Raw genomic sequence first — 21,531 nt, 5'->3', positions numbered from 1 at the left:
ATGAATACCTGGCACAGACCCATGAAAACCGGACCTCGCATCATCACCGTCGCCAACCAGAAGGGCGGCGTCGGCAAGACCACCACCGCCATCAATCTGGCCACGGCGCTGGCCGCGATCGGCGAAAAGGTGCTGATCGTCGATCTCGACCCGCAAGGCAATGCCTCGACGGGTCTCGGTATCGACCGCAAGGACCGCACCGTCTCCTCCTACGATGTGCTGACCGGCGAACTGGGCCTGGAAGAGGCCGCCATTCCAACGGCGGTGCCCGGCCTGTCGATCGTGCCGTCGACGCTCGATCTGCTCGGCATCGAGATGGAAATCGCCTCGGCGCCGGATCGCGTGCTTAAGCTGCGCAACGCGCTGCGCGCCGCCACCGAGCGCGGTGCGCCGTTCGGCTATGTGCTGATCGACTGCCCGCCCTCGCTCAACCTTTTGACTTTGAATTCAATGGCGGCAGCCGATTCTGTTCTTGTGCCGCTGCAGTGCGAGTTCTTCGCGCTGGAAGGGCTAAGCCAACTCCTGGAAACGGTGGAGCAGGTGCGTCGTTCGATCAATCCAGACCTGATCATCCAGGGCATCGTGCTGACCATGTATGACGGCCGCAACAACCTCGCCAACCAGGTGGTGCAGGACGTGCGGGCACACATGGGCGACAAAGTCTACGAGACGATCATTCCTAGGAATGTGCGGGTGTCCGAGGCGCCGTCCTACGGCAAGCCGGCAATCCTCTACGATCTCAAGTGCTCAGGCAGCCAGGCCTATCTGCAGCTGGCGTCCGAAGTGATCCGCCGCGAGCGCAAATTGCGCGCCGCTTGATTAGGCAGGGTCGATAAACAAGCCGATCCGTCACCGAAACGATCAAGAATCTGGAATTGAGATGAGCGAAGACCTTTCGAGAAAGAGACTGGGGCGTGGACTGGCGGCGCTGATCGGCGAGATCGACCGCCCGGTGGCAGCCGAAAAGCCGGGCTTGAATGCGGACGGCAAGGTGCCGATAGAGTTCCTGAGCCCGAACCCGAAAAACCCGCGCCGGCACTTTGGCGACGCCGACCTGACCGATCTCGCCCAGTCGATCCGCGAACATGGCGTGGTGCAGCCGGTGGTGGCGCGGCCTTCGCCGACGCAGGCCGGGCGCTATGAGATCATCGCCGGCGAGCGACGCTGGCGCGCCGCGCAGCGCGCCGGGCTGACCGAGATTCCGATCATCGTGCGCGACGTCAACGACCGCACGGCGCTCGAACTGGCGATCATCGAGAACGTCCAGCGCACCGACCTCAATCCGGTCGAGGAGGCGCTCGGCTACCAGCAGTTGATCGACGATCACGGCTACACCCAGGCCGATCTCGGCAATGTCATCGGCAAGAGCCGCAGCCACGTCGCCAATACGCTCAGGCTGTTGAAGCTGCCCGACGTGATCCGCGACATGCTGGTCGACGGCGCGCTGTCGGCCGGCCATGCCCGGACGCTGGTGACGGCGCAGGATCCCGCCGGGCTAGCCAAGCAGATCGTCGAAGACGGGCTTTCGGTGCGCCAGGCCGAGGCGCTGGCGCAAATGCCGGCGGGCGGCACGCCGCCCAAGGCAAAACCGGCACACGGCGCATCGGGCAAGGATGCCGACACGCTGGCGCTGGAAAAACTGATGACCAACACGATCGGCATGATCGTGACCATCGAGCACAAGGGCAAAGGCGGCGCGATCCGCGTGGACTACCGCAGCCTGGAGCAGCTCGACGAGCTATGCCGGCGGTTGAAGGATGAGCGGTAGAGGGTTGGGGTTGCGCCATATTTAGCCGGCTTTGAAGCTCTGGCTTAGGATGAAGAAAGGGCTTGGCGGTTGCCGGCCCTTCTTTTATTGGCGATTGCCGAAGGGATCGAACTGCTGATCTCCCCCCTTGAGGGGGAGATGGCCGGTAGGCCAGAAGGGGTCGTCTCGCATCAAGCGCCGACCTCGTTTGTGGTTGCGAAATGCGCCAGCGCTCCACGCGCGGCGACCCCCTCTGTCGCCTTTGGCGACATCTCCCCCTCAAGGGGGGAGATTACCGCTGCGCCAGCCTCGCGCTCTCCACCGCAATGCCGAGCAGCGCCTGACGTGCCAGCGCTTCCGACAAGTCCGGCCTTCGCCGCGTCTGCAGCACCGCCGCCTGCAGCCGGTTCAGCGCGCGGCTGAGCGCCTCGACGTTCCAGCGCTCCAGCGCCTTCTCCACCAGCTTGCGCCGCGAGAAAAACACCGGCGGACGGGCGCCGGCCACCGCCGAGGCGGCGTTGCGGCCGGCGGTGTCCATCTGGCCGCGCATGACCTGAAGCTGCTGCAGCTGCCGCATCGCCGAGGACAGCACCAGGAAAGGATGGCCGCCGGACAGGCAGTGGCGCGTGAAGGCGGTGTCGAAGTCACCGATCCTGCCTTCCAGCACAGCATCGACCGCGTCGTCGAAGGAGGCGCCGGAGACGTCGCCGGACATCGCCCTGACGTCGTCGAGGCCGATGTCCTTCTGGCCGTGGGCATAAAGCACCAGCTTTTCGATCTCGCCGCGCGAGGCCAGCCGGTCACCGCCGAGATTGCGGCGCAGCGCCTGGCGCGCATCGAGCGCCATCGACATGCCGGCCTTGCGCAGCTCGTCGTCGATGACGCTGTCGATGTCGCGGGCTTCATCGGCATAGCAAGGCAGCGCCATGGCGTTGTCGGCCGCCTCGACCACGGCGCGCAGCCCGACGCCTTTTTTCAGGTCGCCGGCCTCGATGAGAATGATCGCGTCGCGCGCGGGCTCCGCGGTCAGCGCCTTGACGTCCTCAGCCAGCGGCTTCTGGCCGCTGGCGTTGCGCACCCACAGAAGCCGCCGGTCGGAGAACATCGGCACGGTCCGGGCTTCGTCCAGCAGCCGGCCCTGGTCGCGATCGACCTCCGCGCCATCGAGCCGGACGACTGAGAACGGATCGTCGAGCGACAGGCCGGTTTTCGCGGCAAAGGCTTTGGCCCGCTCGGCGACCAAGCCGCGGTCGGGTCCGTAAAGCAGGACGATCGATATGCGCGCGTCCGGCTTCGCCAGCCACGAATCGACCTCGTATCCTTTCTTCTGTGCCATGAGGGGTGGTTAGCATGGGGAGAGGGCGGAGTGAACGGAGAAGCGGTCTTCCCTTCTCCCCTTGTGGGAGAAGGTGTCGCCGAAGGCGACGGATGAGGGGTGTTCCAGAAGGCACCAACGTCTCACTCCGCTGGAACACCCCTCATCCGTCTTGCCGCTTCGCGGCAATCCACCTTCTCCCACAAGGGGAGAAGGTCAGTCGCGCTCGTATCTGGCGGCAATCGCCCGCAATCTTGCGCCAAATTGCGCCCCGCCTCAAAACATCGACAAGAAATTTCGCCGCCATATCTGCATCTTGCGGTCGCTTGACGGCCGAGATGCCGGGTTGGGTTCGAGGCCCGATGAATTGGCGCTGTGCCGGCCGCGCGGATGTGCAAATATCCACCACCGGGCAACATGGGAGGACGATGGTCATGACCGATGCTGGGATGTTGCGGTTTCATGTGCCGGAGCCGGAAGTGCGGCCGGGCGGAACGCCCGACTTCTCCAACGTGCCTATCCCCAAGGCGGGCTCGGTGCCGCGACCGGACATCGATGTCGATCCGCGCACAATCCGCGACATGGCGTTTTCCATCATCCGTGTGCTCAACCGCACCGGTGAGGCGGTCGGGCCGTGGGCCGGGCTGCTCACCGACGAGGAGCTGCTCGAGGGGTTGCGCCACATGATGACGCTGCGCAGCTTCGATGCGCGCATGCAGATGGCGCAGCGCCAGGGCAAGACCTCGTTCTACATGCAGCATCTGGGCGAAGAGGCGGTGAGCTGCGCTTTCCGCAAGGCGCTGGCGCCAGGCGACATGAATTTCCCGACCTATCGGCAAGCCGGCCTGCTCATCGCCGACGGCTATCCGATGGTCACGATGATGAACCAGATCTATTCCAACGAGGCCGATCCGCTCAAAGGGCGGCAGCTGCCGATCATGTATTCGTCGAAGGAGCATGGCTTCTTCTCGATCTCCGGCAATCTGGCGACGCAATACATCCAGGCGGTCGGCTGGGCGATGGCTTCCGCTATCAGCAACGATTCGAAAATCGCGGCGGCGTGGATCGGCGACGGCTCGACGGCCGAATCCGATTTCCATTCCGCACTGGTGTTCGCCTCGACGTACAAGGCGCCGGTCATCCTCAACGTCGTCAACAACCAGTGGGCGATCTCGACGTTTCAAGGCATTGCGCGTGGCGGCTCCGGCACCTTTGCCGCGCGCGGCCTCGGCTTCGGTATTCCGGCGTTGCGCGTCGACGGCAACGACTATCTCGCCGTTCATGCCGTGGCCAAATGGGCCGCGGAGCGGGCGCGGCAGAACCTCGGGCCGACGCTGATCGAATATGTCACCTACCGTGCCGGCGCGCATTCGAGCTCGGACGATCCGTCGGCCTACCGGCCGAAAACCGAATCCGACGCCTGGCCGCTCGGTGATCCGGTGATGCGGCTGAAGAACCATCTGATCCTGCGCGGGGTCTGGTCGGATGAGCGCCATGCCCAGGCGGAAGCCGAAATCCTCGACACGGTGATCGCGGCGCAGAAGGAAGCTGAAGGCCACGGCACGCTGCATGCCGGCGGCAAGCCGTCGACGCGCGAGATGTTCGAGGGCGTGTTTGCCGAGATGCCGCCGCATCTCAGGCGCCAGCGCCAGCAGGCGGGAGTCTGACCATGCCGAGACGGACCATGATCGAGGCGATCCGCGACGCCATGGACGTGTCGATGGCGCGCGACGAACGCGTCATCGTCTATGGCGAGGATGTCGGCTTCTTCGGGGGTGTCTTCCGCTGCACGGCAGGCCTGCAAGCGAAGTACGGCAAGACCCGCTGCTTCGATGCGCCGATCAACGAATCCGGCATTGTCGGCTCCGCCATCGGCATGGCCGCCTATGGGCTGAAGCCATGCGTGGAAATTCAGTTTGCCGACTACATGTACCCGGCTTACGACCAGCTGACGCAGGAAGCAGCACGCCTGCGCTACCGCTCGAACGGCGATTTCACCTGTCCGATCGTGGTCCGCATGCCGACCGGCGGCGGCATCTTTGGCGGCCAGACGCACAGCCAGAGCCCGGAAGCGCTGTTCACCCATGTGTCGGGGCTGAAGACGGTGGTGCCGTCCAATCCTCATGATGCCAAGGGGCTGCTGATCGCGGCGATCGAGGATCCCGATCCCGTGATTTTTCTGGAGCCGAAGCGGCTCTATAACGGACCGTTCGATGGCCATCACGACCGACCGGTGACGCCATGGTCGAAGCATGAACTGGGCGAGGTCGCCGACGGCCATTACACGGTGCCGCTCGGCAAGGCGGCGATCCGCCGGGCGGGCTCGGCCGTCACCGTGCTCGCCTACGGCACCATGGTCTATGTCGCGCAGGCGGCCGTGGAAGAAACCGGCATCGATGCCGAGATCATCGATTTGCGGACCCTGCTGCCGCTCGATCTCGACGCGATAGTCGCTTCGGTGAAGAAGACCGGACGCTGCGTCGTCGTGCACGAGGCGACACTGACCTCCGGCTTCGGCGCCGAGCTGTCGGCGCTGGTGCAGGAAAATTGTTTCTACCATCTGGAAGCGCCGGTGGCGCGCGTTACCGGTTGGGACACGCCCTACCCGCATGCGCAGGAATGGGATTATTTCCCGGGGCCGGCCCGTGTCGGCCGCGCGCTTCTCGAAACCATGGGAGCCTAGGGATGGGCGAACACATCATCAAGCTGCCGGATGTCGGTGAAGGCGTCGCCGAGGCCGAACTTGTGGAATGGCACGTCAAGGTCGGCGACCTCGTGCGCGAGGACGCTTTGCTCGCCGCCGTGATGACCGACAAGGCGACGGTGGAAATACCTTCGCCGGTCGATGGCGAGATCCTGTGGCTGGGCGCCGAGATCGGCGACACGGTGGCGATCGGCTCGCCCATCGTGCGGCTGAAAGTGGCGGGGGAGGGCAATGTCGCCGAAGGCTCGAAATCGTCAGAGGTCACGGCGGCACCGACCCCCACCCCTGCCGGGGCGAGCCACGGGTCTCGCCCGTCCTCCGGACCCCCACAAGAGGGAGGCGTTTCGGCCACGAAATCCGACGCCAAGTCGCCACCACCTGCACCAGCAGCCAAAAGCGCACGGGCAGCTGAGACTGAATCCCCCTCCCCCTTGTGGGGAGGGGCTAAGGGTGGGGGTGCTGCGCCGACATCTAAAGGTGCGGCACCCTCCGGCGCGCCGCGCCCGGAGGGCGAAAAGCCCCTGGCGTCGCCCGCCATCCGGCTCAGGGCGAAGGAGGCGGGGATCGATCTGCGCCAGGTGTCGGGTACCGGCCCTGCCGGCCGCATCAGCCACGAAGATATCGAGGCCTTTCTCGCGCGCGGGCCGCAGGTGGCGAAGGCGTCGGGTCTGGCGCGCAATGACAGCGTCGAGGATATCAAGGTCATCGGTCTCAGGCGCAAGATCGCCGAAAAAATGTCGCTGGCGAAGTCACGCATCCCGCACATCACCTATGTCGAGGAGATCGACGTCACAGCACTTGAGGAGTTGCGCGCGGCGCTCAACAAGGAAAAGCGCAAGGGTGTGGAGAGGCCGAAGCTGACGCTGCTGCCGTTCCTGATGCGGGCGATGGTCAAGGCGATTGCCGACCAGCCCAACATCAACGCGCTGTTCGACGACGAGGCCGGCATCATCCATCAGCATGGCGGCGTCCATATCGGCATTGCCGCGCAGACGCCGTCGGGCCTGGTGGTGCCGGTGGTCAAGCACGCCGAGGCGCGAGACCTCTGGGATTGCGCGGCCGAGCTCAACCGCCTGGCCGAAGCGGCGAAGTCCGGCACGGCCAGCCGCGACGAGCTGTCGGGATCGACCATCACCATCACCTCGCTCGGCGCCATGGGCGGCGTGGCGACGACGCCGGTCATCAATCATCCTGAGGTGGCGATCGTCGGCGTCAACAAGATGATGGTGCGGCCGGTCTGGGACGGCACCCAGTTCATCCCGCGCAAGATGATGAACCTGTCGTCGAGCTTCGACCACCGGGTGGTCGACGGCTGGGACGCGGCGGTGTTTGTGCAGCGCATCAAGGCGCTGATTGAGACGCCGGCGCTGATATTTGTGGATTGAGGGGCGGAACGACCGAGATGACGGCGGGACAGCGCCCCCCTCTGCCTTACCAGGCATCTCCCCCACAAGGGGGGAGATTGGACGTCACGCAGGGTTTCGCCAATCTCCATCGTTGCAGGAATGAGCGAAGCGAAGAAGCTGCTGATCTCCCCCCTCGTGGGGGAGATGTCCGGCAGGACAGAGGGGGGCGCGAAGGATCGCGACGGAACATTCCCTCGCATCAAAGGGTCACGCCATGAAAGAAATCTCCTGCAAGCTGCTGGTCATCGGCGCCGGGCCCGGCGGCTACGTCTGCGCTATCCGTGCCGGCCAGCTCGGCATCGATACGGTGATCGTCCAAGCTGGCAGGCCGGGCGGCACCTGTCTCAATGTCGGCTGCATCCCGTCCAAGGCGATGATCCATGCGGCGGAAGAGTTCGAGAAGGTCGCGCATATGGCCGGCGGCAGCAGTCCGCTCGGCATCTCGGTAGCAGCGCCCGTGCTCGATCTCGGCAAGACGGTTGCGTGGAAGGACGGCATTGTTAGCCGGCTGACCGGGGGCGTTGCCGGGCTACTGAAGAAGGCCAAGGTCAAGACCGTCTATGGCTGGGCGACGTTCCGCGACGGCAAGACCGTCGCGGTCGAGACCGAGACCGGCACCCAGATCATCCGCGCCGAAACGGTTGTGATCGCCACCGGCTCGGCGACGGTGGAACTGCCGTTCCTGCCGTTCGGCGGCCCGGTGATTTCATCCACAGAAGCGCTGGCTCTCGGCGAAGTGCCGAAAAAGCTCGCCGTGGTCGGCGGCGGCTATATCGGGCTGGAACTCGGCATGGCGTTCGCCAAAATGGGCGCCGCGGTGACCGTGGTCGAGGCGCTGCCGCGCGTGCTGGCGCAGTATGATGCGGAACTGACCCGGCCGGTGGTGAAACGGCTGGCCCAGCTCGGCGTCGAGGTGATGCTTGGCGCCAAGGCCAAGGGGGTCAAGGGCGACGCGCTGCTGGTCGAGACCGCGGACGGCAAGAGCACCAAAATCGCGGCAGACAAGATCCTGGTCACGGTCGGCCGCAAGCCGGTGACGGAGGGCTGGGGCCTCGATCAGATCGATCTCGACATGGCCGGCAAGTTCATCAAGATCGACGACCAGTGCCGCACCTCGATGCGCGGCATCTATGCCATTGGCGACGTCACCGGCGAGCCGATGCTGGCGCACCGGGCGATGGCGCAAGGCGAAATGGTGGCCGAGATCGTCGCCGGCCACAAGCGCAGCTGGGACAAGCGCTCGATCCCGGCCGTCTGCTTCACCGATCCGGAACTGGTTACCGCCGGGCTGACGCCGGAAGAGGCGAAGGCGCTGGGCGAAATCAAGATCGGCCAGTTCCCCTTCGCCGCCAACGGCCGGGCGATGACGAAACTCGGCGAGGACGGGTTCGTTCGTGTTGTCGCCCGCGCGGACAACCATCTGGTGCTGGGCATCCAGGCGGTCGGGCAAGGCGTGTCGGAACTGGCGGCGGCGTTCGGCCTGGCGCTGGAAATGGGCGCGCGGCTGGAGGATATCGCCGGGACCATCCATGCGCATCCGACGCAAGGCGAAGGCTTCCAGGAAGCGGCGCTGAAGGCGCTGGGCCACGCGCTGCATATTTGAAGTGCGCTTACCCTCCCCCTTGTGGGGAGGGTCGATCCGCGTAGCGGAGCGGGGTGGGGGTCCTCGCCGACCGTCAGCGCTCACCCCCACCCCGTCTCGCCATCTCCGCTTCGCTCCGACCGCGAGCCGACCCTCCCCACAAGGGGGAGGGTGGCCGCTCAGCCGTCGGTTGTCGCAGATCAGCGGAATGTACTAAGTGTCGGTCCATGGACACCGGCCTGAAGAAATACATCGCCATACGCTACAACATCGCCGCTGGCTTCAAGCCAAGCCAGTGGGACGGAAAGGGCCGCGCCAATCTCGACCCGGTCTGGCTGGTCGAGCGCCTGGCGTTGTTCGACACCTATTGCGCGTCGTCGCTCGAAGGCCAGTCGCTGAAGGATTTTACTGTCCTTCTGGCGTTCGATGCCGATACGCACGAGAACTATATTCGCACCGTGTGCAGCTGCGTGGCCGGTGTCGACGTCAGGCCGATCCTTGTCGAGGCGGGCGAGGATTACAATGATCGCTTCAATGCCTTCGTCCAGGCCGATACCGATGCCGACTATGTTTCGCTCACGCGGCTCGACAGCGACGACGCGCTGGCGCCGACCTTCATGGAGCGCGTCGAGCACTACGCGCGCCGGGAGATCGAAAAGCGTGTGGTGGACCTGCAGCCGCTCTACATTGCCTTTCCGGACGGCCAGAATTTCGACACGGCAAGCGGACGCTACACGCACCACGACTATGTCACGTCGGCGTTCGGCACGCTGGTCGAAAGGAGATCGCCGGCGATGAGCGGCGTCTACAGCGAGCACCACGCAAAAATGGCGACGCGCTTCAACACCGTCGTGGCGGCATCGAAGGGCGCGCAATGGTGCATCGTCATCCATGACAACAACGCCGCCAACGTGTTGAGGGGGAAGCCGGTCTCGGGGCCCTCCTTCACGGTGGGCCGACCGGGTGTCGAACCCAAGGTGCCAGCGCGAAGGCAAAGCGCGCCACGACAGGCGACGCAGCCCCGCATGGCGCCGCGGACCGCAGGCAACTTCATCCGGTTTCTGCTCGGACGACCGATGGCTCTGCGGAAGTAGCGGGCGCTTCACCCTCCCCCTTGTGGGGAGGGTCGATCGCGGAGCGGAGCGGGGTGGGGGTCCTCGCCAACCGTCGGCGCTCACCCCCACCCCGTCTCGCCATCTCCGCTTCGCTCCGATTGCGCGCCGACCCTCCCCACAAGGGGGAGGGTGAAGTAGCTCAGCTTGCCAGCCGGCTTACCATCTCGTGCTGCGCATAAGCGCGCCCAAAACGATTGGCGAGAAACGCATCCAGCGCGATGTTTTCCTGCTTGACGAAGCCGGTCGCCGGCAAGGTGCCGTCGGCCAGCATGTCGAGCACGGCGCAGATGCCGGAGGCGGTGGTGATCTGGATTGCGCTGCGCACCTGGTTGCCGATGCGCTGCGAATAGATCTTGTTGGCGTAGGTTTCCTGCAGCAGGCGGCCATTGCGGCGGCCCGAGACGGTGACGAAGACGATGACCACATCCTGCAGCGTTGCCGGCAGGGCGCTCTCGAAGATATCCTTCAGCACGTCGCGGCGGTGGCGCAGGCCGAGGTCGTTGAGCAGCGCCTTCATGATCGCCGCGTGGCCGGGATAGCGGATGGTGCGGTAGTTCAGCGTGCGCACCTTGCCCTTCAGCGTCTCGGCCAGCGTGCCGAGACCGCCGGAGGTGTTGAAGGCCTCATAGGTGACGCCGTCGAGCGAGAACTCTTCGCGCTCCTCCAGCGGCGGTACCTCGATCAGCTCGCCCTCGACGATCGCCTCGCAGGGTTCGCAATATTCGTTGATGACGCCGTCGGTGCTCCAGGTCAGATTGTAGTTCAGCGCATTGGACGGGTATTGCGGCAGCGCGCCGACGCGCATGCGAACGCTTTCCAGCGTGTCGAAGCGGCTGGCGAGATCATTGGCGACGATCGAGATGAAGCCCGGCGCAAGGCCGCATTGCGGAATGAAGGCGCTCTTGCCCGAACGCGCCAGTTCCTTGACGCGGCGGGTGGAGACGACGTCCTCGGTCAAATCGAGATAGTGTACGCCGGTGGCGGCCGCGGCCTCGGCGATGCGAGTGGTCAAATGGAAGGGGGCGGCGCTGAGCACGGCGAAGGCGCCGGCAAGGGCGGCCTCGAGTGCGCCCGGCGCTGCGATATCGAGCTCCAGCCCCTCGACGCCGGCGGGAAGTTCGGCCGCGGCAAGCTGCGCCGCCGCGCGGTCGACAACGGTGACGTGGTAGTCGCCGCTGTCGGCGAGCATGCCTGCAATGGTCGAGCCGATCTTGCCGGCGCCGACGACGATGATTTTCTTCATGACCTTGCCCCTCGTGAAAACTCCTTGGCCCAGACCGCCGCGCGGTGGACGCTATGCCTTCAAGAATCGCAGCTTGCCTGCCGAAAGGAAGCGTGAAACTGTTCGAAACGAACCCCACAATTGATCAATACGCCGATAAAGTTCGTCGAAATGCTCACTGACGCCGAACAAAAACTGCTTTCCCTGCTGCGCGCCAATGCCCGCGCATCGACCACTGAGCTGGCGCGCCAGCTCGGCGCTTCGCGCACGACGGTGCAGAGCCGGATCGAGCGGCTGGAACAGCGCGGCATCATCATCGGCTATGGCGTGCGGATGGCGCCGGACTACGAGCAGGGGCTGGTGCGGGCGCATGTGCTGCTCACCGTCACGCCCAAGCTCGCCGACAAGGTGGTGCGGGCGCTGCAGGCGCTGCCGCCGGTGAGGACGCTGCATTCGGTGAGCGGCAATTTCGACATGATCGTCATCGTCGACGCGCCGTCGATCAGGGATCTGGATGCGTTGCTGGACGAGATCGGCGCGATGGACGGGGTCGAGCGGACGTCGTCGTCGATAATTTTGTCGACCCGGATTGATCGGTAGGTGGGACGCATGGAGCTGCTAATCTCCCCCCTTGCGGGGGAGATGGCCGGCAGGCCAGAGGGGTCGGTTCGACTGGGCTCGGCCTACCTGCCGCTGCAGAAGGAGGTTAGCGCTCCACGCGAGGCGACCCCCTCTGTCGCCTTCGGCGACATCTCCCCCTCAAGGGGGGAGATTAGCTGCTAAGCCCGCCGCCGTTCCGGCCCGCTATCCAGCCACGCCACATCCTCCGGCGACAGCTTGATATCCAGCGCCTTCAAACTGTCCTCCAGCTCGTCCAGCGTGCGCGGGCCGATCAACGGCACCGACGGAAAAGGCTGCGCCAGCACATAGGCGAGCGCGATGTGGATCGGACTTTTGCCCAGGCGCTGCGCCAGCTCGATGGCGCGGTCGCGGCGGCCGAAATTTTTCTCGGAATACCAGACCCGCACCAGCTCCTCATTGTCCTGCTTGTCGCGGCCGGCGCGGTCGGTGAAGAAGCCGCGGCCCTGGCTCGACCAGGCGAAGTTGGGCATCTGCCTTTTCGTCAGCCAGGATTTCCAGTCGTCGGTGGACGAGGTGATGCAGCCGGCCCAGATCGGCTCCAGCATCTCGGCCAGCGAGAAATTGTTGGAGAGCACGCCGGGCTTCTGCTTGCCGGTGCGCTCGGCATAGGCAATCGCCTCGTCCATGCGCGCCATCGTCCAGTTCGAGCCGCCGAACGGGCCACGGATGCGGCCGGCCTTGACCTCGGCGTCCATCGCATCGACGAATTCGCCGACCGGCACATCGGGGTTGTCGCGGTGCATGAAATAGAGGTCGACATGGTCGGTCTGCAGCCGGTCCAACGACTGGGCGAGCTGCTTGCCGATGACATCGGGATAACAGAGCGGCGAGTGCGCGCCCTTGGCGATGATCACCGACTGCTCGCGCACGCCGCGATTCCTGAGCCACTGGCCAAGCAGCGTTTCGGTGTAGCCGGCGCCGTAGACATAGCCGGTGTCGAACAGATTGCCGCCGGCCTCGAAGAAGGCGTCGAGCAGGATTGCGCCCGACGAGAAGGTGCGGAAATCCTCGAAGCCGAGCGCCACCACGGAGGCCGGCTTCGACAGGCCCGGAATCTTGCGCTTGCCGATGGCGGTGCCGCCGGTGCGCAGCGGCCGGCCCGAAAGGGTGTTGGTTCGCTTAGCCGGCTTTTCGATTTCATATTCGAGCCCTACGGCAGCGCGCCATTTGTCGAGCACACGCAGCGTGCCGAGACTGTCGGCCCAGCCCATGCCCGGCCAGGCGAATTCCTGTTTGCCGGCCAGGATCGCCTCGCCGGCGGCGTCGACCTCAAAGGAATAGAGATGGCGGGTTTCGTTGAGGCTGATGGTCTCGCGCGTGTCGTCGGCGAGAATTACATCGATCCGGCCAGGGCCGCCATCGCGGTTGCCGCCGCCGGCGAACCAGAAATCCGGCACCTCGATGCGGCCCTTGGTGCCGAGGATGCGCAGGACATTGTCCTGTTTGAGCGAGATGCTGCAGGATACCTCGGCAACGATTCCACCGGGAAAATGCAGCAGCGCCGAGGCCCATTCGTCGACGCCGGACTTGCCGAGATGGGCGGTGCCGACAACCTTGTCCGGCTCGGCGAAGGGTTTGCCTGTGGCAGCGCCCGCGATCAGCCGCACCATGGAGACGGGATAGCCGCCGACGTCGAGAATGCCGCCACCGGCGAGATCGTTGGCGTAGAGCCGGTGCTCGGGCATGAAGCCCGGCATGGCGAAGCCGAAGCTCGACTTGATCAGCCTGACATCGCCAATGACGCCCGACTGGATCACCTCGACCAGCTTCGCCGTCTGCGGGTGCAGGCGGTACATGAAGGCTTCGCCGAGGAAGGTGCCGGCCTTGCGCGCGGCATGGATCATGGCGTCGGCCTCGAAGGCGGTCAGCGCCAGCGGCTTTTCGCACAGCACATGCTTGCCGGCTTCCGCCGCCTTGATTCCCCATTCGGCATGGCCGGGATGCGGGATGGCGATATAGACGGCGTCGACCTCGGGGTCGGCGAGCAGCGCGTCGTAACCGTCGAGGATGCGGGCGCCGGGAAACGTCTCGGCCAGGCCTGCCTTGCCGGGATTGCGGGCGCCGAGCGCCACGATCGTGCCGGTGCGCGAGCCTGCCACGCCGCGGGCGAACGCTTTGGCGATGTCGCCGGGCCCAAGTATCCCCCAGCGGAGGGGCGCGGTTGCAGTCATGATCATTCTCCTTGCAAGGCTGGAAGCGCTCAGCGCAGCCGCTGGCCGTCTTCATCGAACAGATAGGATTTGCGGATGGACACGGTGATCTCCTGGGTGTCGGGGACCTTTGCCGCGTCGCGCTGGATCACCAGGTCTTCGCCATGGGCGGTCCTGGCATAGATGAAGCTGGTGCCGCCGAGATGCTCGACCACGTCGATGCCGACGGTGAGGTCGGCTTCGCCTTCGCCGCCATTGCCGAAATGTTCGGGCCGCACGCCGACAATGACCTTGGCTCCTGTTTCTGGCACGGCGCCGGTCAACGGTTGCATAATGCGGGTCTTTTCCTCGCCCGCCAGCTCGACGGTGACGCTGCTCGTGTTGCGCCCGACGACGCGGCCCTTGATGAAATTCATCTTCGGCGAGCCTACAAAGCCGGCGACGAACTGGTTGTCGGGATTGTGGTAGAGATCGAGCGGCCGGCCGATCTGCTCGACATGGCCACCGCGCAGCACGACGATCCGGTCGGCCAGCGTCATCGCTTCGGTCTGGTCGTGGGTGACATAGATCATCGTCGTACCGAGCTCCTTGTGCAGGCGCGAGATCTCGACCCGCATCTGGACGCGCAGCTCGGCGTCGAGATTGCTCAACGGCTCGTCGAACAGGAAGACTTGCGGTTCGCGCACGATGGCGCGGCCGATGGCAACGCGCTGGCGCTGGCCGCCGGACAATTGCCTCGGCCGCCGCGCCATCAACTCTGTGATGCGCAGGATTTCGGAGGCCCGCTTCACCCGCCGCTCGGTGTCCTCCTTGGGGTTGCCGGTCATCCTGAGGCCAAAGCTCAGATTCTGCTCCACGCTCATGTGCGGGTAGAGCGCGTAGGACTGGAACACCATGGCGATGCCGCGCTCGGCCGGCTCGACATCGTTCATCACCTTGCCGCCAATGGCGATCTCGCCGCCGCTGATATCCTCCAGCCCGGCGATCATCCTGAGCAGCGTCGATTTTCCACAACCCGACGGGCCGACAAAGACGACGAACTCGCCATCGGCGATATCGATGTTGGCGCCATGGATGATCTCATAGACGCCGAAGCGTTTTACGACATTGGTGAGGGTGACTGCCGCCATATCGCTGTTGTCCCTACTTGACGGCACCGGCGGCGATGCCGGCGATGAAATGGCGCTGCAGCAGCACGAAGACGACCAGCATCGGTACGGTCAGCATGACGGCGCCGGCCATGATGCCGCCCCATGAGACCTTGGTCAGGCCGATCAGCGTGCCGAGCGCCACAGGGGCCGTCATCGCGCCGGGCTGGCTGTTGATCAAAAGCGGCCAGAGATAATTGTTCCACGAGGCGAGGAACAGGATGATGGCGAGCGCCGCCAGCATCGGCCGCGCCAGCGGCAAAGCGACGAACAGGAAGATACGCCATTCCTTGACGCCCTCGACACGTGCCGCGTCGAAAAGGTCGGCCGGCATCATCGAGAAAGCCTGGCGCATGAACAGCACGCCCAGCGAATTGAACAAGGGTGGCACGATCAGCGCAATCCAGGTGTTGGCGAGCTGGAAGTCGCGCGCCACCATGATGAATTGCGGGATCAGCACCACCGCATAGGGCAGCGTGATGGTGCCGAGGATGATCGCCACCACCGCGCCCTTGCCGAAGAACTGATAGCGGGCGAGCGCCCAGCCGGCCATCGAGGTCAGCAGCACCGAGAAGAAGGTGTAGGTCACCGCCACCGCCACCGAAATGCCGATAGCGCCGACGAAATTGGTGTCGCGCTGCAGGTTGTTGAAATTGTCGACGAAATTGCCGTGCGGCAGAAGCTCGATGCCGGGGCTGAAAATGCCGTTGTCGGGCATGGTCGAAAACACCACCATCATCCACAGCGGAAACAGCCAGATCACCGCCAGCGGTGTCAGGACCAGATGCAGCAGGACGCTGCGGCCGAGCCGGCGTTGCGACAGCGAACTCATTTCGGCTCCCCTCTCATTTCGGCTCTCGTGTCAGCCACAGCTGCACCAGCGTGATGGCGATTGCCAGCCCCGCCATGGTGTAGGCGACGGCCGAGGCGTAGCCGAAATTGAGCGAGCGAAAACCCTGGCGGTAGAGCAGCAGGCCAAGCGTCTCGGTGCCGCCGCCGGGGCCGCCGCGCTCCGTGATCAGGAACGGCTCGGTGAACAGCTGCATCGTGCCGATGATCGACAGCACGGCGCAAAACACGATGACCGGCTTGAGCAGCGGCAGCGTTATGTAGAAGAACTGCTTGAGCTTGCTGACGCGGTCGAGCGTCGCTGCTTCATAGACGTCCTCGGGGATCGACTGCAGGCCGGCGAGCAGGATGATGGCGTTGTAGCCGGCCCAGCGCCAGGTTACCGCGATCATGATCAGCGCCATGGCCGGTGTGACGTTGGAGAACCAGTCGATCTTGGCCAGGCCGACGCCGGCGAGGAGCTTGTTGATGATGCCGAAATCCAGGTTGAACATCAGCCGGAACACGGCGGAATAGGCGACCTCGCCGACCACCACCGGAGCGAAGAAGGCAAAGCGGTAGAGGCCACGTGCTTTCAGCAGCGGCGAGTTCAGCAGCACCGCCATGACGATCGCCAGCGAGATCATCACCGGCACCTGGATGACGAGGATGAGCAGCGTGTTCTTCAGCGCGTTGAAGAAAGCGGGGTCGCCGATCAGGCGGCCCCAGTTGAATGTCGGCGCAAAGCGCCAGGGCACCGTGCGCGTCGCCTGGAAGGAAATCATGAACGAGGAGATGATCGGCCACACCCAGAAGATGGCGAAGATCAGGAGGTAGGGCGTGAGGAAGCGATAGGCCGTGGCGTTCTGGTAGCGCATGGTTCCTCCTCCTTCCTCTTTCCCGGCTGATATCCGGCGTGTTGTTAGCCGGCGGACGCCGCCGGCAATTGGCGATCTGTTGGGCGAGAGCGTCCCTTTCCCCGCCACTATACGGGGAGAGGATGCCGGCAGGCAGGTGAGGGGCAGCGCCAACAGTCCGGCAAATTGCCCTATATCTGGCCCGCCAGCATCACCGCCTTGGTCACTTGATCGGCAGTCCCGTCGCCGAAGCGATCTGGCTGGCGGCGTCGTCGAGGGCGGCCTTGGCATCGGGATAGCCGCCGCCGAGATATTTGGTCTGCACGGCGCGCATGATGATTTCGGCGTCGCTCTGGAACGGCGTGCCGCGGCTCGGCACCACCTTGGGCAGCGTGGCGAGAATGTCCTTCCACACTGCCTGGCCGCCCCAATAGGGCAGGCCCTGCGAGACGTAGGGGTCGTCGAGGGCCGAGATCAGTGACGGCACTAGGCCGAAATCCCTGAGCATGGTGATCTGGCCTTCATTGGTCTCGAGCGTGTATTTCAGATAGGCGTAGGCGGCCTCCTTGTTCTTCGAGGCTGAGGTGATGGCGAGCGACGAGCCTCCGAGATTGGCCGCGCGGGGGCCGTCGGCGGTCAGGCTCGGCATTAGGTAGACACCCCATTTGCCGTTTTCGCCGGCGGATTCGGTGCGGATGGTGCCCTCATACCAGCCGCCATAGACCTGGGTGGCGACGGTGCCGGCGGTGTTGTTGGTGATCTTGGTGCCCCAGTCGGCCGACGAGATGATGCCGGCGTCCTTCATGTCCTTGATCTTGGCCAGCGTGTCGACGCATTTCGGCTGGTTGACGGTGATCGACTGCCCATCGGCGGCGAAATAGCCGCAGCCCTGTTCGTTGGAAATCATGCGGAAGAATTCGGTGTCGCCGTTGAAATCGGCATTGGTCATGGCGACGCCGGGATTGGCGGCCTGGACCTTCTTGCCGGCGGCGATGAAATCGTCCCAGGTCTTGATCGAGGCCGGATCGACGCCGGCCTTCTCGTAGAAGTCGCGGCGGTAGAAGGCGGCTACCGGGCCGGAATCCCACGGCATGGCATAGGCCTTGTCGCCGACCTCCAGTTCGGTGCGCTTGAAGTCCGGGAATTTCTTCTGGTCGTCGGCGGTGTAGCCCAGCGTGTGCAAATCGACGAAGCAATCGGGGAACTGGCTCCAGTAGTTCTCGGCCTCGCCGTTTTCGATCGAGACGATATCGGGCAGGCCGACGCCGCCGGCCGCACAGCCGGCGATCGACTTGTCATAGGTCGGCTGGTTGCCGAGATCCTGAACGGTGACCTTGACGTCGGGATACTGTTTGTTGAAGCCGGCCACCGTCGCCTTCAGCGACGAAGCGGCGATATTCCAGCTCCAGATCGTAATTTCGCCGGACTGCGCCAAAGCCGGGGCTGAGCCCAGGCCAAGCGCCAGCGCGGCACAGATCAGTGTCGTGCGCATTGAAATCCTCCCATTTCATTTGCTCTCTCTTCGCGAGCATGGCTAGACTAGGCGGCGCGGAAGGCTTGTCCCTGACAACGGGAATAAAAGATGGGCGGAAAGTAAGATGCCGGAACGGCCGTTTTACCAGCCTGGCGCCAGCAGCGTCGAAGGCCTGCCGATGGCTTTGCAGATGTTTCACAACCATCCGCTGGTCATGCTGAAGCCGCACTGGCATGCCCAGGTCGAGGTCAATTTCATCGTCCGCGGCAGCGTGCATTACCGCATGAACGAGCACGAGATCTCGCTGTCGGCCGGCGACATGTGCCTGTTCTGGGGCGGGCTGCCGCACCAGATGGACGATCTCTCCGACGACGCCATCTATGCCGGCGCGCATCTGCCGCTGGTGCATTTCTTCCGCCTGCATCTGCCGACGGATGTCCGCCACAGGCTGATGACCGGCGCCACGCTGGTGACATCGGCGACCGACCAGGCCGACCATCACAATTTCGAGCGCTGGAACCGCTATTTCCGCTCGGGCGATGCGGCGATAACCGAGCACGCCGTGAACGAGCTGCTGCTGCGGTTGGAGCGGGTGCGCTTCGAGCCCTACCGGCTGGTGCCGGAAACCGCCATCGGCCAGGAACCCGGCGGCCCGTTCGACCAGCAATCGCTGCGCAATGTCGGTCGCATGTGCGACTTCATCGCCGAGAATTTCCTCTACGACATAGACTGCGTCGACATCGCGGCGGCGGCCGACATCCATCCCAAATACGCCATGAGCATTTTCAAGAAATCGACCGGCATGACGCTCAACGAATATATGAATCTGCTGCGGCTGAGCTACGCGCAGGCGCTGCTGATGCATGAAGACGCCAATGTGCTGCGCGTCGCCATGGATTCAGGCTTCGGCTCGCTCAGCGCCTTCAACAAATCCTTCCGCAAGCTGGCAGGGATGTCGCCCTCGGATTTTCGCCGGGGTGCGGTGGGCCGATAGGTTCAACGGTCATCTTGATCAACCCGCAGCCGTTCCGGGTGGAAACATGTGCAAGGCTAATCGCGACCGCCTTTGTCGGATGCGATCATCAACTTGGAGAAAGTTGTCAGCGACTTGGCGTTTCATGAGCGCCTTCCCCCACTCCGTCGCTGCTTCGCTCGACGGAGTGGGGTCGACCTGGCTCTGGCGTTGTCATTTCAAGCCGGGACCGGTGCCCTCCGCCCGAGGAAACCCGACAATTACCGCCAGCCCAGGCCGGCGATCCTCCAGCGCAATCGTTGCACCATGCAGGTCGGCGATGGCCCGCACAAGGCTGAGGCCAAGGCCGCTGCCGGGCGTGGTGCGGCTGGAGTCCAGCCGGTAGAGCCGCTGGAACACTTTTTCGCGCTCCTGCGCCGGGATGCCAGGGCCATTGTCGGCGACCTCAGCCAGAATGCGGTCGCCTTGCCGCCGCACCGATAGAAGGATTGCCGTGCCATCGGGGCAATGCCGCAGCGCGTTCTCAACCAGATTGGCAAACAATTGCGTCAGCAGGTCGCGGTCGCCGTGGACCAGGCATGGGGTGCCGTGGACGATCGTGGCCGACAGCGACTTGCCGTCATCCTCGGCGACACCGGCGTAGATTTCGGCAATGGCATCGATGACGCCGGTGAGGTCGAGATCGACAAAGCGCGCCTTGCGAGCGCCGGCCTCGATCTGGGCAATACGCAACAGCGCATCGAAAGTATCGTTGATCTGCAGGCTTTCCCCACGTGCCTCCGCCAGCTCATCGGCAACGGCCTCACCCCGCGCGGTCCTGTCGGCCGCAGCTTCCAAAATCATCTGCAGCCGGTTGAGCGGCGTCTTCAGATCATGCGCGATGTCGGCGCTGACCTGGCGCATGCCGTCCACCAGCGCCGCCAGCCGCTCCAGCGCGGCGTTGACCTGGCGCGAGACGCCGTCAATGTCGTCGCCATTGCCGAGCAGTGGAATGCGGGCGTCGAGCCGGCCGTTGGAGACATCGTCCATGGTGGTGGCAATGCCGTCGAGGCGACGCTGCACACGCGACGCCAGCAAGGCGCCGCCAGCCACCGCCAGCCCTGAAATGATCAGGGTGGCCCAGCCGAAGCTCATCAAAACGATGCGTTCCAGCTCCTCGGTTTCGGAGAGCGAGAAGGCGATTGTCAGGCTGTTGGGCCCGACCGAACCGGTCCAGGCGCGGTACATAGTGTCCGGCGCAACGCCAGGCAGGGAAGCGGCAAAATCCGAAAAGCCATCGGGAAGGTCGGCTGCGGTGAAATTCCCGGCCAGGCGATTGCCGGCGGGATCGGTGAGCGAGAACAGCTGTTCCTTGCTCGGGCTGAGCGCGGCGTGGCTGTCGACTGCCGAAACCAGATCCTCCCGGTCGTTTCCGGCATAGGTCACCGCCACGACCGAATAGGTCTCCTTGACCGACTGGTCGAGCTGCTCGGCAAGATCCGCGCTCATCAGCTGGTAGACGATGGCGCCTGACAGGATGAAGGCGAGCACGAACAGCAAGGCGAAGGTCAGGGCCAGCCGAAACGGCGTGCTGCGCAGCAGGCGAGAGCCTGTCTCAGTCATAGTGCGTTTCAGTCATGGCAAGCTTCAGTCATGGCAAGTTTCTGTCATGCCGCGCCTCAGTCGTGAACACTGTAGCCAGTGTTGCGCACGGTGTGGATCAACGTGGTTTCGAACGGCCTGTCGATCTTGGCGCGCAGCCGGCTGATATGGGTTTCGACGACGCTGGTCTTGGGGTCGAAGTGAAAATCCCAGACCCGTTCCAGAAGCATGGTGCGGGTGATGACGCGGCCCTCGCCGCGCATCAGCACTTCGAGCAGGCTGAATTCGCGCGGCTGCAGGTCGATCGCCTGGCCCTGCCTGGTGACGCGGCGCTGGATCAGGTCCATTTCGAGGTCTGCGATGCGCAGCGTCGTCTTCAGCTCCTGCACCGCAGGGCGACGGCCGAGCGCGTTGATGCGGGCGAGCAGTTCGGAAAAGGCGAATGGCTTGACGAGATAGTCGTCGCCGCCGGCCTCGAGCCCTTCAACCCTGTCGTCGACGCCGCCGACCGAGGTCAGAAAGATCGCCGGCGTGCGCACGCCCGCCGCCCGCACCGCCTTGATCATCGACAGGCCGTCGAGGCCGGGCAGCATGCGGTCGACGACGATCACGTCATAGGCGTCGCGTGTCGCGGCAAACAGCGCGTCGCGGCCATCGCGCCTGAGGTCGCAGATATGGCCTGCCTCGCCAAGGCCCTTGACGACATAGTCGGCGGTGCGTGGGTCGTCCTCGACAAGGAGAAGTCGCATCGTTGTTCCGATGGTTGGCGATTGAGCAGTTCGCGGCT

18 protein-coding genes are annotated in these 21,531 nt (G+C 64.5%); 9 read left to right on the top strand and 9 right to left on the bottom strand.

The genetic code is table 11. From position 1 onward, the window contains the following. Positions 1-21: 21 nt before the first annotated feature. Positions 22-819 (top strand): ParA family protein, encoded by a 798-nt coding sequence (locus ACYG97_RS23275; RefSeq protein WP_023672118.1) that lies wholly within the window; start codon positions 22-24, stop codon positions 817-819. Between the two features lie 61 nt (positions 820-880). Beyond that, positions 881-1,768: a ParB/RepB/Spo0J family partition protein gene (locus tag ACYG97_RS23270; protein WP_023732823.1), complete on the top strand. Its 888-nt coding sequence runs from the start codon at positions 881-883 to the stop codon at positions 1,766-1,768. A 271-nt stretch (positions 1,769-2,039) separates the two neighbouring features. Here the strand turns inward: ACYG97_RS23270 and holA are convergent, their stop codons facing one another. Beyond that, positions 2,040-3,083: a DNA polymerase III subunit delta gene (holA, locus tag ACYG97_RS23265; protein ID WP_023732824.1), complete on the bottom strand. Its 1,044-nt coding sequence runs from the start codon at positions 3,081-3,083 to the stop codon at positions 2,040-2,042. 413 nt (positions 3,084-3,496) lie between these two features. Here holA and ACYG97_RS23260 point away from each other — a divergent pair, with 413 nt between their 5' ends. The 5 genes from ACYG97_RS23260 (at position 3,497) to ACYG97_RS23240 (ending at position 9,848) form a co-directional block, all read left to right on the top strand. Continuing rightward, positions 3,497-4,729 (top strand): 3-methyl-2-oxobutanoate dehydrogenase (2-methylpropanoyl-transferring) subunit alpha, encoded by a 1,233-nt coding sequence (locus tag ACYG97_RS23260; RefSeq protein ID WP_023672172.1) that lies wholly within the window; start codon positions 3,497-3,499, stop codon positions 4,727-4,729. 2 nt (positions 4,730-4,731) lie between these two features. After that, positions 4,732-5,745, top strand: a complete 1,014-nt coding sequence (locus tag ACYG97_RS23255; RefSeq protein WP_023672171.1) for an alpha-ketoacid dehydrogenase subunit beta — start codon at positions 4,732-4,734, stop codon at positions 5,743-5,745. Positions 5,746-5,747: 2 nt separating this feature from the next. After that, the gene (locus ACYG97_RS23250; RefSeq protein WP_023687604.1) at positions 5,748-7,151 is read left to right on the top strand and encodes a dihydrolipoamide acetyltransferase family protein; all 1,404 of its coding nucleotides are present in this window, start codon (positions 5,748-5,750) and stop codon (positions 7,149-7,151) included. Between the two features lie 235 nt (positions 7,152-7,386). Next, entirely contained in the window at positions 7,387-8,775 is a 1,389-nt protein-coding gene (gene lpdA / locus ACYG97_RS23245; RefSeq protein WP_023732825.1) for a dihydrolipoyl dehydrogenase, read from the top strand. Between the two features lie 206 nt (positions 8,776-8,981). After that, positions 8,982-9,848 carry a glycosyltransferase gene (locus ACYG97_RS23240; protein WP_023707473.1) on the top strand — a complete coding sequence of 289 codons (867 nt, stop codon included), beginning with the start codon at positions 8,982-8,984 and terminating at the stop codon, positions 9,846-9,848. 160 nt (positions 9,849-10,008) lie between these two features. On the opposite strand, the gene ACYG97_RS23235 is transcribed toward ACYG97_RS23240, so the two are convergent. Then, positions 10,009-11,112: a saccharopine dehydrogenase family protein gene (locus tag ACYG97_RS23235; protein WP_023732826.1), complete on the bottom strand. Its 1,104-nt coding sequence runs from the start codon at positions 11,110-11,112 to the stop codon at positions 10,009-10,011. Positions 11,113-11,235: 123 nt separating this feature from the next. On the opposite strand from ACYG97_RS23235, the gene ACYG97_RS23230 reads away from it, so the two are divergent. Further along, the gene (locus ACYG97_RS23230) at positions 11,236-11,691 is read left to right on the top strand and encodes an Lrp/AsnC family transcriptional regulator (RefSeq protein WP_460221632.1); all 456 of its coding nucleotides are present in this window, start codon (positions 11,236-11,238) and stop codon (positions 11,689-11,691) included. 179 nt (positions 11,692-11,870) lie between these two features. Here the strand turns inward: ACYG97_RS23230 and ACYG97_RS23225 are convergent, their stop codons facing one another. The 5 genes from ACYG97_RS23225 to ACYG97_RS23205 form a co-directional block, all read right to left on the bottom strand. Beyond that, the gene (locus ACYG97_RS23225; RefSeq protein ID WP_023732829.1) at positions 11,871-13,904 is read right to left on the bottom strand and encodes an aldo/keto reductase; all 2,034 of its coding nucleotides are present in this window, start codon (positions 13,902-13,904) and stop codon (positions 11,871-11,873) included. Between the two features lie 29 nt (positions 13,905-13,933). Then, positions 13,934-15,013 carry an ABC transporter ATP-binding protein gene (locus ACYG97_RS23220; RefSeq protein ID WP_023715719.1) on the bottom strand — a complete coding sequence of 360 codons (1,080 nt, stop codon included), beginning with the start codon at positions 15,011-15,013 and terminating at the stop codon, positions 13,934-13,936. Between the two features lie 13 nt (positions 15,014-15,026). Continuing rightward, positions 15,027-15,863 carry a carbohydrate ABC transporter permease gene (locus tag ACYG97_RS23215; RefSeq protein ID WP_023672164.1) on the bottom strand — a complete coding sequence of 279 codons (837 nt, stop codon included), beginning with the start codon at positions 15,861-15,863 and terminating at the stop codon, positions 15,027-15,029. A 13-nt stretch (positions 15,864-15,876) separates the two neighbouring features. Then, on the bottom strand, positions 15,877-16,737 hold the full coding sequence (locus ACYG97_RS23210) for a carbohydrate ABC transporter permease (protein ID WP_023732830.1): 861 nt from the start codon (positions 16,735-16,737) through the stop codon (positions 15,877-15,879). Positions 16,738-16,939: 202 nt separating this feature from the next. Beyond that, positions 16,940-18,208: an ABC transporter substrate-binding protein gene (locus ACYG97_RS23205; RefSeq protein ID WP_023732831.1), complete on the bottom strand. Its 1,269-nt coding sequence runs from the start codon at positions 18,206-18,208 to the stop codon at positions 16,940-16,942. A 106-nt stretch (positions 18,209-18,314) separates the two neighbouring features. Here ACYG97_RS23205 and ACYG97_RS23200 point away from each other — a divergent pair, with 106 nt between their 5' ends. Continuing rightward, positions 18,315-19,184, top strand: a complete 870-nt coding sequence (locus ACYG97_RS23200) for a helix-turn-helix domain-containing protein (RefSeq protein ID WP_023672161.1) — start codon at positions 18,315-18,317, stop codon at positions 19,182-19,184. Between the two features lie 192 nt (positions 19,185-19,376). Here ACYG97_RS23200 and ACYG97_RS23195 read toward each other — a convergent pair whose 3' ends face one another. Both ACYG97_RS23195 and ACYG97_RS23190 read right to left on the bottom strand, forming a co-directional pair. Then, positions 19,377-20,765 (bottom strand): HAMP domain-containing sensor histidine kinase, encoded by a 1,389-nt coding sequence (locus tag ACYG97_RS23195; protein ID WP_023736720.1) that lies wholly within the window; start codon positions 20,763-20,765, stop codon positions 19,377-19,379. Positions 20,766-20,821: 56 nt separating this feature from the next. Then, entirely contained in the window at positions 20,822-21,493 is a 672-nt protein-coding gene (locus ACYG97_RS23190) for a winged helix-turn-helix domain-containing protein (RefSeq protein WP_023732833.1), read from the bottom strand. Positions 21,494-21,531: the final 38 nt, after the last annotated feature.

The sequence above is a fragment of the Mesorhizobium sp. W067 genome (assembly GCF_054719525.1).
Note: the sequence above shows the minus strand (reverse complement) of the source record. Positions and strands in the feature narration are given on the sequence as shown.